The sequence below is a fragment of the Pseudomonas inefficax genome (assembly GCF_900277125.1).
Classification (GTDB): domain Bacteria; phylum Pseudomonadota; class Gammaproteobacteria; order Pseudomonadales; family Pseudomonadaceae; genus Aquipseudomonas; species Aquipseudomonas inefficax.
Genome location: NZ_OPYN01000221.1, coordinates 41883 through 54255 on the forward strand (window position 1 = coordinate 41883; position 12373 = coordinate 54255).

Genomic DNA, 12373 nt, shown 5'->3' on the forward strand with positions numbered 1-12373 from the left:
GCTATTAGCGACGCAGACCCAGGCGACCGATCAGGGCGCTGTAACGAGTGGTGTCTTTGCCCTTCAGGTAATCCAGCAGCTTACGACGCTGGTTGACCATACGGATCAGACCACGACGGGAGTGGTGGTCTTTGTCGTTGGCCTTGAAGTGGCCTTGCAGCTTGTTGATGTTGGCGGTCAGCAGAGCAACCTGCACTTCCGGGCTACCGGTATCGCCGGCGGCTTGCTGGTATTCGGCAACGATCTGAGCTTTTTCTTCAACGCTGAGGGCCATTTGGCTTCTCCTGATAACGGATCCCGCATGCGGGGTCCAATAGGCCAGGGACAAATCCCTGTATTAATAAAAAAGGTGTGACCGTGCCTACTGACAGCCACCCTTGGTGCCGTGGGACCAGGCAATTGCCTTTCCCCGCGGTTTCGGTCATTCCGACCGAATCAGCCGACGCGGCGCAATGCGCCCGTCTTCGCTCACTTCACCGATACCGATGAAGCGGGCATTGTGATCCTGTACCCGGACCATGCCAAATTGTGGCGCGTCCGGCGCGCGTACTGCCTGCCCATGCAGCCAGTAGAACGCACTGTGCTCGGACAGGCACACCAGTGGCCAGTCCTGCAGGCCGCTGTCCGAGGGCATCAGGAAGCGGTCGAGCGCTTCGTTGCCGCCTTCGGCGTGGGCCTGTTCGAGTTCCTCGAGGGTGACCGTCTGTGCCAGCGCGAAGGGCCCGGCCTGGGTCCTGCGCAGCTCGGCGACATAGGCGCCGCAGCCAAGGGCCTCGCCGATATCCTCCACCAGGGTGCGGATATAGGTGCCTTTGCTGCATCCTACGCTCAACCGTGCACGGGTGCCTTCGCACTCGAGCAACTCCAAGCGGCCAATAGTAACAGAACGCGCCTCGCGCTCCACTACCTCTCCTGCACGAGCCAGCTTGTACAGCGGCTGGCCGTCACGCTTGAGCGCCGAGTACATCGGCGGTATCTGGCTGATCTGGCCACGAAAACGCGGCAGCAGGGCCTCGATGTCGGCGCGACCAACGGTCACCTCGCGGGTCTGCAGCACCTCACCTTCGGCATCGCCGGTGTTGGTAGTCTGCCCCATCTGCATGACTGTTTCGTAGCCCTTGTCCGAATCGAGCAGGTACTGCGAAAACTTGGTCGCTTCGCCAAAGCACAGCGGCAGCACGCCGGTTGCCAGCGGGTCGAGGCTGCCGGTGTGGCCGGCCTTTTCCGCATTGAGCAGCCAGCGCACCTTTTGTAGCGCGGCGTTGGAGGTGAAGCCCAGCGGCTTGTCGAGCAGGATGATGCCGCTGACGTTGCGGCGGATACGTTTGACCTGGGCCACCGCTTACTCCTCGGCGTCCGGCTTGTCGGCATCCTTGTGCAGGCGGTCTTCGGCCACTGCACGCTCGATCAGTGCCGACAGGTGTACACCGCGGCTGACACTTTCATCGAAGTGGAAGTGCAGTTGCGGCACGCTGCGCAGCTGCATCGAGCGCCCCAGGTGCAAACGCAGGAAGCTTGCGGCGCTGTTCAGCGCCTTCAGCGACTGCTGAACGGCGTCCGGGGTTTCCTCGCCCATGACGGTGATGAACACCTTGGCATGGCCCAGGTCACGGCTGACGTCGACGGCAGTGATGGTAACCAGACCGACACGCGGGTCTTTGACTTCGCGACGGATCAGCTCGGCCAGCTCGCGCTGCATCTGATCGCCGATACGTTGGGTACGGCTATATTCTTTGGCCATTCTTGCTACCTGTAACTTAAAGCGGCAAACGCCCGGACAGACCAATGGCCTGACCGGGCGCTACCTGAAGAGGTACCGCAAGCCGCCCTGCAGCGGGCGCTTGCGGCTCGCTCGCCCTTAAAGGGTACGAGCCACCTGGACTTTCTCGAAGACTTCGATCTTGTCGCCGACCTTGACGTCGTTGTAGCTCTTCACGCCGATACCGCACTCCATGCCGTTACGCACTTCGGAGGCATCGTCCTTGAAGCGACGCAGCGATTCCAGCTCGCCTTCGAAGATAACAACGTCTTCGCGCAGTACGCGGATCGGACGGTTGCGGTAGACGGTACCCTCGATGACCATACAGCCAGCGATGGCGCCGAACTTCGGCGAACGGAACACGTCACGGACTTCGGCAACACCCAGGATGTTCTCGCGAACATCGCTGCCGAGCATGCCGGTCAGGGCCTTCTTAACGTCTTCGATGATGTCGTAGATCACGTTGTAGTAACGCATATCCAGACCTTCCTGCTCGACGATCTTGCGCGCGCCGGCATCGGCACGCACGTTGAAGCCGAACAGTACTGCATTCGAAGCCAGCGCCAGGTTGGCGTCGCTTTCGGTGATACCACCGACGCCACCACCGATCACGCGCACCTGAACTTCGTCGTTGCCCAGGCCCGACAGCGAACCCTGCAGTGCTTCCAGGGAACCACGCACGTCGGTCTTGAGGACGATGTTGAGGGTCTTCTTCTCTTCCTGACCCATGGTCTCGAAGATGTTTTCCAGCTTGCCGGCGTGAGCACGGGCCAGCTTGACCTCGCGGTACTTGCCTTGACGGAACATGGCAACTTCGCGGGCCTTCTTCTCGTCGGCAACCACGGACAGCTCGTCACCGGCTTCCGGGGTACCGTCCAGGCCGAGGATTTCGACCGGGATCGACGGGCCGGCTTCCTTCACAGGCTTGCCGTTCTCGTCGAGCATGGCGCGCACGCGGCCATAGTTGGAACCGCACAGGACCATGTCGCCCTGACGCAGGGTACCGTCCTGAACCAGGATGGTCGCCACCGGGCCACGGCCCTTGTCCAGGCGCGATTCGACGACCACACCACGACCTGGGGCGGTCGGGGTAGCGGTCAGCTCGAGAATCTCGGCCTGCAGCAGGACAGCTTCGAGCAGCTCGTCGACGCCGGTACCCATCTTCGCCGAAACCTTGACGAACGGAGTATCACCACCCCAGTCCTCGGAGGTCACGCCTTCGACGGCCAGCTCGTTGCGGATGCGGTCGAGGTCGGCACCCGGCTTGTCGATCTTGTTCACCGCGACCACCAGCGGAACGCCAGCTGCCTTGGCATGCTGAACGGCTTCGCGGGTTTGCGGCATCACGCCGTCGTCCGCCGCCACCACCAGGATGACGATGTCGGTGGCCTTGGCACCACGGGCACGCATTGCGGTGAACGCAGCGTGGCCAGGGGTGTCGAGGAAGGTGACCATGCCGCGGTCGGTTTCCACGTGGTAGGCACCGATGTGCTGGGTGATACCACCGGCTTCGCCAGCGGCAACCTTGGCACGACGGATGTAGTCGAGCAGCGAGGTCTTGCCGTGGTCAACGTGACCCATGACGGTAACGACCGGCGCACGCGATTCGACTTCACCTTCGAACTTCAGCGATTCGGCCAGGGAGTCTTCCAGGGCGGTATCGCTGACCAGGGTCACCTTGTGGCCCAGTTCTTCGGCGACCAGCTGAGCGGTTTCCTGGTCGAGCACCTGGTTGATGGTGACCGGGGTACCCAGCTTGAACATGAACTTGACCACTTCAGCGGCCTTGACCGACATCTGCTGGGCCAGCTCCGAGACAGTGATGGTCTCGCCGATGGTCACGTCACGAATGACTGGACCGGTCGGGTTCTGGAAGCCGTGCTGGTTGCGTTTCTTCAGCTTGCTCTTGCCACCGCGGCCACGGCGTACGCCATCGCTTTCTTCATCGGTGGTGCGCGGCGCGGCACGAGGAGTCGGAGCCTTTTCCTTCTCCTTGACCTTGACCTTGATCGACACGCGCGGGGCCTCGCCACGGCGACGGTCTTCGTCACGGGTGCGACCTTCGTTGCGACGGGCTTCGTCCTTCTTGCGCTCGGCAGCACGGGCTGCGGCGTCTTCGGACGCCGGAGCGTCGGCAACTACCGGGGCCGGGGCAGCAGCAGGTGCCGCCTCAGGCTTGGCAGCAGGCGCAGGGGCGGCAGCCGGGGCTTCGGCGGCCTGACGGCGAGCCTGCTCCTCGTTGCGCTGGCGAACTTCAGCGTCGACCTTGTCGCGAGCGGCGTTTTCAGCCGCGCGGCGCTCTTCCAGCTCACGCTTCTGCTCAGCCTGGATTTCTTCCGGGCTGCGCTGCACGAATACTTTCTTCTTGCGTACTTCTACGCTGATGCTCTTGCTACCGGCGACACGCAGGGTGCTGGTGGTTTTGCGCTGCAAGGTAATCTTGCGCGGTTCTTCCGCCTTGCTCTTGTGGCTGCTCTTCAAATGAGTCAGCAGGGTCTGCTTCTCATTGTCGGTCACTACCTGACCGGCGTCGGTGTGCGGCAGACCTGCCTCACGCATCTGCTGCAGCAGGCGCTCTACCGGTGCCTCGACCTCTTGGGCCAGTTCTTTCACCGTGACTTGCGTCATGCACTTCTCTCCTCAGGCCGCGCCTAATTACTCGAACCAGTGGGCTCGGGCGGCCATGATCAACTTGCCGGCACGCTCTTCGTCGATGCCGTCGATGTCGAGCAGATCGTCGATCGACTGCTCGGCCAGGTCTTCGCGGTTAACCACGCCGCGCACCGCCAGTTCAGCCGCCAGGTCCTTGTCCATGCCCTCGAGGGAGAGCAGGTCTTCGGCCGGGTGGGCGTCTGCCAGTTTTTCTTCGGTAGCGATGGCCTTGGTCAACAAACGGTCCTTGGCTCGAGCGCGGAGCTCATTGACGATATCCTCGTCAAAGCCATCGATGTTGAGCATTTCTTCCAACGGTACGTAGGCAATTTCTTCGAGGCTGGTGAAGCCTTCGTCGACCAGCACTTGGGCCAGCTCCTCGTCGACTTCCAGTTCATCGATGAAATTGCGCAGGATGTCACCGGTTTCGGCCTGTTGCTTGGCCTGGATGTCCTTCTCGGTCATCACGTTCAGGGTCCAGCCGGTCAGCTGACTGGCCAGGCGAACGTTCTGACCGCCACGGCCAATGGCCTGGGCCAGGTTGTCCTCGGCGACGGCGATGTCCATGGCATGGGCATCTTCATCAACGATGATCGCCGCGACTTCAGCCGGCGACATGGCGTTGATGACGAACTGCGCCGGGTTATCGTCCCACAGGACGATATCCACACGCTCACCACCCAGCTCCCCGGATACGGCCTGGACGCGCGAACCACGCATGCCGATGCAGGCGCCTTGCGGGTCGATACGCTTGTCCTTGGAGCGGACGGCGATCTTGGCTCGCGAACCCGGATCACGGGAAGCGGCCATGACTTCGATCAGGCCCTCGGCAATTTCCGGCACTTCGATGCGGAAAAGCTCGATCAGCATCTGCGGCGCGGTGCGCGACAGAATCAGCTGTGGGCCACGGTTTTCAGTGCGAATTTCCTTCAGCAGCGCACGCAGGCGCACGCCGACACGGAAGGTTTCGCGCGGAATGATGTCTTCGCGGGCCAGCAAGGCCTCGGCGTTGTTGCCCAGGTCAACGATGACGTTGTCGCGGGTAACCTTTTTCACGGTACCGGAAATGATCTCACCGACGCGTTCGCGGTAGGCATCGACCACCTGGGCACGCTCGGCCTCACGGACCTTCTGCACGATGACCTGCTTGGCGGTCTGGGCGGCGATACGACCGAACTCGATGGACTCGATCTTCTCTTCGATCACGTCACCTACCTTGGCTTCAGGGTGGGTGTCCTTGATCTTGTCGAGCCAGGTCTCGATCGCCGGATCATCAAGATCGGCTTCATCGACCACGGTCCAGCGACGGAAGGTCTCGTAGCTACCGGTGTGGCGGTTGATTTCCACACGCAGGTCGACTTCGTCTTCAAAACGTTTTTTGGTTGCAGTGGCCAGAGCCACTTCCAGCGCTTCGAAAATGACGCCGGGCGGTACACCTTTTTCGTTGGATACCGATTCAACAACCAGCAGTACTTCTTTGCTCATCGTACGCCTCGCCTTGCGCAAGCCATTGGGCCCGGATAGTCCGCCGGGCCCGGCACGTCTCAGTCAAAACTGGGAATAATATTGGCCTTGTCGATCGAGTCGATCGGCAACAGGAACTCTTGATTGTCCACCTGGACCACCACATCCTGCTCCTCCACACCGCGGAGAAGGCCCTGGAAGTTACGACGACCCTCGAAGGGTGAGCGCAGCTTGATCTTCACTTGTTCGCCGGCATGCGAGGCAAACTGTTCCAAAGTGAACAGTGGGCGATCCATGCCTGGAGAAGACACCTCGAGGGTGTACTCACTGCTGATCGGATCTTCCACATCGAGGATTGCGCTGGCCTGACGGCTGACTGCTTCGCAGTCGTCCACCAGGATGCCGCCTTCCTTGTCGATGTAGATGCGCAGTACCGAATGCTTACCCTGGGAAACGTATTCGATCCCCCAGCACTGATAGCCCAGACCCTCGACAACCGGGGCCAACAAGGCCTGCAACTGTTCTAGCTTGCTCGACACCTGAACCCCCTCGTGCATGCTGTGCAAATAAAAAATGGGCGAAGCGCCCATCCCTGAAAGCGCCGTTGGACAACGACGCCGAAAACTGTTCGGTTAGCAAAAAGCCCCTGAAAAGGGGCTCCGCTGAAGCTGGTTGCGGGGGCTGGATTTGAACCAACGACCTTCGGGTTATGAGCCCGACGAGCTACCAAGCTGCTCCACCCCGCGACAAAGCTGGGGCAAAAGTATAAGACCGAACCCTCACGAGGGTCAAATCCGAACCTTCACCTGCAAGAAAGCCCGCTAAAGCGGGCTCTCAAGCTTTAATTGGTACCGAGAAGGGGACTCGAACCCCTACACCCTATGGGCACAACCACCTCAAGGTTGCGTGTCTACCAATTCCACCACCTCGGCAATACTACTACTTGAAACCCGTTACTTCTGCTCTTGTGCCGGAGGAGGTACATCACCCGTATTCGGAGTGGTTTCGCTCTTCTGCTGCTGGAGCACCGGTACATCATCATTAACTGCCGGTTTCTGCGGCTCTTTCACTTCTAGCACTGCTGGATCTGGAAGACCTGCTTGGCTAAGCTGGTGAGCTTGTTGCTTCGCGAAGTATCCTAACCCAAGTGCTGTCAAAAAGAAAGTGGCAGCGAGTATAGCAGTTAATTTACTCAGGAACGTTGCAGAGCCCTGGCTTCCGAACACGGTATTTGAAGCACCCGCGCCGAAAGATGCACCTGCTTCAGCACCTTTACCCTGTTGCAACAGAACCAGCACTACAAGCGACAGCGCTGCCAACAGATGAAAAACAACGATGACTGTTTCCAGCATTTGTTCAGTTTCCTGCGGCGCGACAAATTGCACCGAATTCGTCTGCGTTCAGGGAAGCTCCACCAATGAGCCCCCCATCGATATCCGGCATGCCGAACAGTTCGGCCGCATTGGCCGCCTTCACGCTGCCGCCGTAGAGCAGCTGCACCTTCGCAGCCACTTCAGCATCTTCTGCCGCCAGCTGGCTGCGGATGGCTGCATGCACATCCTGAGCCTGCTGTGGCGTGGCCGTAAGGCCAGTGCCGATGGCCCATACAGGCTCATAGGCAATTACTGCATTGGCAAAAGCCTTAACACCGAATGCTTCGATGATACTGCTTAGTTGACGCCCGACAACTTCGAGCGTTTTGCCGGCCTCGCGCTCTTCCAGGGTTTCCCCTATGCAAAGCACTGGCTTCAAACCTTTGGCCTGGGCCGCTGCAAACTTTCGATTAAGCACTTCGTCGGTTTCACCAATGATCTGGCGACGCTCCGAATGGCCAATCAATACGAACTTGCAACCTGCTTCAACCAGCTGTTCCGGAGCAACTTCTCCGGTCAGCGCACCCTGTTCGGGCTGTACTGCAGAATTCTGTGCGCCGACAGTAATTTCCTTACCTGCCAGGCCATCGATCACTTGATTGATGAACAAGGCCGGTGGAAACACAGCGACTTCCACTCCGCTCGGCAAGGCCAGATTTCTCAAGCCTTCGGTAAGCTCAGCGACGCTAGCGCGGGTACCGTGCATCTTCCAGTTACCAGCTACCATAGGGCGACGCATGCTTTACCTCGTCGGTCAAAGTGGGCGCAGATAGTACCCAACCCTATCTGCGCTGGCAAGCGCCATCAGACACAAACTTCGCCAACCAGTTTGGCCAGCGCTTCTGCGTGCATGCGCACCTGGCTTTCGTCCTCGCCCTCGACCATCACACGCACCAACGGCTCGGTACCGGATTTGCGCAGCAGCACGCGACCGCGGCCGGCCAAGGCATCGGTCACCTTGGCGCTGGCCTCCTTGACCGCCGGGTGCTCCAGCGGGTCGACCTTGCTGGCGCCATAGCGCACGTTGATCAGCACCTGCGGGCACTTGCGCAGGGCCTGACGGGCCTGCGCCAGGGTTTCGCCACGACGCTTGAGCGCCATCAGCACCTGCAGCGCAGCGATGATCGCGTCACCCGTGGTGGTGTGGTTGCAGCACACGACGTGACCGGAGTTTTCACCACCGACCAGCCACTCACGCTCCTGCAGTTCTGCCATGACGTAACGGTCACCGACCTTGGCCCGCACGAACGGAATATCCAGGTCCTTCAGCGCAAGCTCCAGGCCAAGGTTGCTCATCAGCGTGCCCACTACCCCACCCTGCAGCTTGCCTCGTTCCTGGAGGTCGCGAGCGATGATGAACAGCAGTTCGTCACCGTCGACGATGGCGCCGGTGTGGTCGACCATCAGCACGCGGTCGCCGTCACCGTCGAAGGCGATACCCAGATCGGCATGACCGACCAGCACGGCAGCCTGCAGCGATTCGATGTGTGTCGAGCCGCAGCCTTCGTTGATGTTCAACCCGTCGGGTTGGGCATGCAGCACGGTCACATCGGCGCCCAGCTCGCGGAACACGCTTGGCGCGACCTTGTAGGTGGCACCGTGGGCGCAATCGACAACCAGCTTGAGGCCGTCGAAGCTGGTGCTGCTCGGCACGCTGCTCTTGCAGAACTCGATGTAGCGGCCGGCAGCATCATTGATGCGCGATACCTTGCCCAGCTTGCCCGATTCGACGACAGTCATCGGCTGGTCGAGCAATTCCTCGATCATCAGCTCGACTTCGTCCGGCAGCTTGGTCCCCTGGCCCGAGAAGAACTTGATGCCGTTGTCATCGTGCGGGTTGTGCGAGGCACTGATGACAATGCCGGCTTCGGCGTGGAAGGTACGCGTCAGGTAGGCGATGGCCGGCGTAGGCATTGGCCCGAGCAGCATCACATCGGCACCTGCTGCGGACAGGCCGGCTTCGAGTGCGGACTCGAACATGTAACCGGAGATACGCGTGTCCTTGCCAACCAGCACCCGGCAGTGGCCCTGCTTGCGGAAGGCCATGCCGGCCGCCCAGCCAAGCTTCAGCATGAAGTCCGGCGTGATCGGGTATTCGCCGACGCGGCCACGAATGCCGTCGGTACCAAAGTATTTTCTGCTCATAGGGACTCCAATGTTCTTATTCGGCGCTTTGCACCGCAGCGATCATGCGCACCACATCAACGGTTTCGGCCACGTCATGGACACGAAGGATGCTCGCCCCCTTGGTCATGGCCAACGCCGCCAGCGCAAGGCTGCCGTACAACCGCTCGCCGACCGGACGTTCCAGCGTCAGGCCGATCATGCTCTTGCGTGAAACACCCACCAGCAGCGGGCGCCCAAGGCGATAGAGCGCTTCCATGTGCTTGAACAGGCTCAGGTTGTGCGCCAGTGTCTTGGCGAAGCCGAAGCCCGGATCAAGGATGATTCTGCTTTCATCGATGCCCGCCGCAGCACAGGCGGCCATTCGCTGTTCAAGATAACGCGTAACGTCTGCGGTCACATCTTCGTAATGCGGGTCGTCCTGCATGTTACCCGGCTCGCCGCGCATGTGCATGAGACACACCGGCAAGCCGGTATCCGCGGCGGCATCCAGCGCGCCATCGCGCTCCAGGGCACGCACGTCGTTGATCAGCCCTGCACCGAGGCGCGCCGCTTCACGCATGACCGCTGGCGTGGAGGTATCGACGGAGATGACCACATCGAGGCGGCTGTTGATGGCCTCGACCATGGGGGCCACCCGCTCCAGCTCCTCGGTCACCGATACCGCGCGCGCCCCCGGCCGCGTGGACTCGCCGCCGATGTCGACAAGCGTGGCGCCTGCGGCAACCATCGCTTCGGCATGACGCAACGCCTCGTCGCGCTGATTGAAGCGCCCGCCATCGGAGAAGGAATCAGGAGTGATATTGAGAATACCCATGACATGGGTACGCGACAAATCAAGAACCCGGTTGCCGCAAGGCAACCGGGTCGGGTACTGCACTGAGCTCATAGATGCCCTTAGTGTTGAGCCGCTGGACCGCCGATCGGCGATTCCGGGCGATCACCCTGGGCAGCAGGCTTGCCCGAAGCCGAGTCATCATCCCAGTCGCGCGGTTCGCGGGGGGTACGGCCGGCCATGATATCGTCAATCTGCTCGGCGTCGATGGTCTCGTACTTCATCAGCGCTTCGGCCATGGCATCGAGCTTGTCACGGTTATCGGTGAGCAGCTGCTTGGCTGTGGCGTAGCACTGGTCGATGATGCTGCGCACTTCCGAGTCGATCAGCTTGGCGGTTTCGCCGGAAACGCTGGCGTGCTGGCTGGCAGCACTGCGGCCCAGGAACACCTCGCCTTCTTCCTCGGCGTACATCAGCGGGCCAAGTTTTTCCGAAAGGCCCCACTTGGTCACCATGTTACGGGCGATCTGGCTGGCACGCATGATGTCGTTGGACGCGCCGGTAGTGACGCCGTCGAAGCCCAGGGTCATTTCTTCGGCGATACGACCGCCGTACAGCGAGCAGATCTGGCTGATCAGTGCGCGCTTGGACAGGCTGTAGCGGTCTTCTTCCGGCAGGAACATGGTCACGCCCAAGGCACGGCCACGCGGAATGATCGAAACCTTGTAGACCGGATCGTGCTCTGGCACCAGGCGGCCGACAATGGCGTGGCCAGCTTCGTGATAAGCGGTGTTCTGCTTTTCTTTCTCGGACATGACCATGGTCTTGCGCTCGGCACCCATCATGATCTTGTCCTTGGCCAGTTCGAACTCTTTCATTTCGACCAGGCGTTTGTTGGAGCGCGCAGCAAACAACGAGGCTTCGTTGACCAGGTTGGCCAGGTCGGCACCGGAGAAGCCGGGGGTACCACGGGCGATGACCGCCGGATTGACGTTCTCGCCGACCGGCACCTTGCGCATGTGCACCTTGAGAATCTGTTCGCGACCACGAATGTCCGGCAGGCCGACCACCACCTGGCGGTCGAAGCGGCCGGGACGCAGCAGCGCCGGGTCGAGCACGTCCGGACGGTTGGTAGCGGCGATGACGATGATGCCGTCATTCATCTCGAAGCCATCCATCTCCACCAGCAACTGGTTGAGGGTTTGCTCACGTTCGTCGTGACCACCGCCCATGCCAGCGCCACGGTGGCGACCAACGGCGTCGATCTCGTCGATGAAGATGATGCATGGGGCGTGCTTCTTGGCCTGCTCGAACATGTCACGCACACGGCTGGCGCCAACACCGACGAACATTTCCACGAAGTCCGAGCCGGAAATGGTGAAGAACGGCACTTTCGCCTCACCGGCGATGGCCTTGGCCAGCAGGGTCTTACCGGTACCAGGCGGGCCGACCATCAGCACGCCACGCGGGATACGACCACCCAGGCGCTGGAACTTGCCCGGATCGCGCAGGAACTCGACCAGCTCGCCAACCTCTTCCTTGGCCTCGTCGCAACCGGCGACGTCAGCCAGGGTCGTCTTGACCTGGTCTTCGGACAGCAGGCGCGCCTTGCTCTTGCCGAAGCTCATCGGCCCGCCCTTGCCGCCCGCACCGCCCTGCATCTGGCGCATGAAGAACATGAACACGGCGATGATCACCAGGATCGGGAAGCTCGCCACCAGCAACTGGGTCCAGATGCTCTGCTGCTCGGGCTGCTTGCCTTCGATGATGACGTGGTTATCGACCAGGTCGCCGATCAGGCCGTTGTCGGTAATGGCCGGGCGAACGGTTTTGAAATTGTCGCCGTCGGCGCGCTTGCCGGTAATGATGTAGCCGTCGACAGTCACACGCTCGACCTTGCCATCCTTGACCTGCTGGATGAAGTCGGAATAGTTGAGGGTCTGCGGCTCGTTAGGGCTGGAGAAGTTGTTCATCACTGTCACCAGGACAGCTGCGATGATCAACCACAGGATCAGATTCTTTGCCATGTCGTTCAATTCGCTACCCTCTGAGGCCGGCGCACGACGCAGCCGTTCCTCGCATGATATTCATCGCCCTAACTTACTACATTACCTACGCAGCCGCAGGCACCGTCTGTAACCCTTTGTGAAAGGTAGACTACACGAAGTTCGGACGATCCTGACGCAGCGGCCGATTGGAAATAACTATCGTCCACCACGCTTCACG

The 12373-nt window shown here is 60.8% G+C and carries 11 protein-coding genes and 2 tRNA genes; all 13 read right to left on the reverse strand.

Annotated elements, in window-relative coordinates:
• Positions 1–4: 4 nt before the first annotated feature.
• Positions 5–274 (reverse strand): 30S ribosomal protein S15, encoded by a 270-nt coding sequence (gene rpsO, locus JV551A3_RS27305; protein WP_003249971.1) that lies wholly within the window; start codon positions 272–274, stop codon positions 5–7.
• Between the two features lie 147 nt (positions 275–421).
• Positions 422–1339 carry a tRNA pseudouridine(55) synthase TruB gene (gene truB / locus JV551A3_RS27310; protein WP_013974284.1) on the reverse strand — a complete coding sequence of 306 codons (918 nt, stop codon included), beginning with the start codon at positions 1337–1339 and terminating at the stop codon, positions 422–424.
• Between the two features lie 3 nt (positions 1340–1342).
• Positions 1343–1741: a 30S ribosome-binding factor RbfA gene (gene rbfA / locus JV551A3_RS27315; protein WP_025340699.1), complete on the reverse strand. Its 399-nt coding sequence runs from the start codon at positions 1739–1741 to the stop codon at positions 1343–1345.
• A gap of 117 nt (positions 1742–1858) precedes the next feature.
• The gene (infB, locus tag JV551A3_RS27320; protein ID WP_112250015.1) at positions 1859–4387 is read right to left on the reverse strand and encodes a translation initiation factor IF-2; all 2529 of its coding nucleotides are present in this window, start codon (positions 4385–4387) and stop codon (positions 1859–1861) included.
• A gap of 27 nt (positions 4388–4414) precedes the next feature.
• On the reverse strand, positions 4415–5896 hold the full coding sequence (gene nusA, locus JV551A3_RS27325) for a transcription termination factor NusA (RefSeq protein WP_009685349.1): 1482 nt from the start codon (positions 5894–5896) through the stop codon (positions 4415–4417).
• A 59-nt stretch (positions 5897–5955) separates the two neighbouring features.
• Positions 5956–6414 carry a ribosome maturation factor RimP gene (gene rimP / locus JV551A3_RS27330; RefSeq protein ID WP_003249960.1) on the reverse strand — a complete coding sequence of 153 codons (459 nt, stop codon included), beginning with the start codon at positions 6412–6414 and terminating at the stop codon, positions 5956–5958.
• Between the two features lie 130 nt (positions 6415–6544).
• Positions 6545–6621 (reverse strand) — tRNA-Met (locus tag JV551A3_RS27335).
• A gap of 100 nt (positions 6622–6721) precedes the next feature.
• Positions 6722–6807: transfer RNA gene (locus JV551A3_RS27340), tRNA-Leu, on the reverse strand.
• A gap of 21 nt (positions 6808–6828) precedes the next feature.
• Positions 6829–7227: a preprotein translocase subunit SecG gene (gene secG / locus JV551A3_RS27345; protein WP_015271857.1), complete on the reverse strand. Its 399-nt coding sequence runs from the start codon at positions 7225–7227 to the stop codon at positions 6829–6831.
• Positions 7228–7231: 4 nt separating this feature from the next.
• Complete coding sequence (tpiA, locus tag JV551A3_RS27350; RefSeq protein WP_133975551.1) at positions 7232–7987, reverse strand: triose-phosphate isomerase; 756 nt, start codon at positions 7985–7987, stop codon at positions 7232–7234.
• 65 nt (positions 7988–8052) lie between these two features.
• Entirely contained in the window at positions 8053–9393 is a 1341-nt protein-coding gene (glmM, locus tag JV551A3_RS27355) for a phosphoglucosamine mutase (protein ID WP_133975553.1), read from the reverse strand.
• Positions 9394–9409: 16 nt separating this feature from the next.
• The gene (gene folP, locus JV551A3_RS27360; protein ID WP_133975555.1) at positions 9410–10261 is read right to left on the reverse strand and encodes a dihydropteroate synthase; all 852 of its coding nucleotides are present in this window, start codon (positions 10259–10261) and stop codon (positions 9410–9412) included.
• An 8-nt stretch (positions 10262–10269) separates the two neighbouring features.
• On the reverse strand, positions 10270–12174 hold the full coding sequence (gene ftsH, locus JV551A3_RS27365; RefSeq protein WP_112250010.1) for an ATP-dependent zinc metalloprotease FtsH: 1905 nt from the start codon (positions 12172–12174) through the stop codon (positions 10270–10272).
• Positions 12175–12373: the final 199 nt, after the last annotated feature.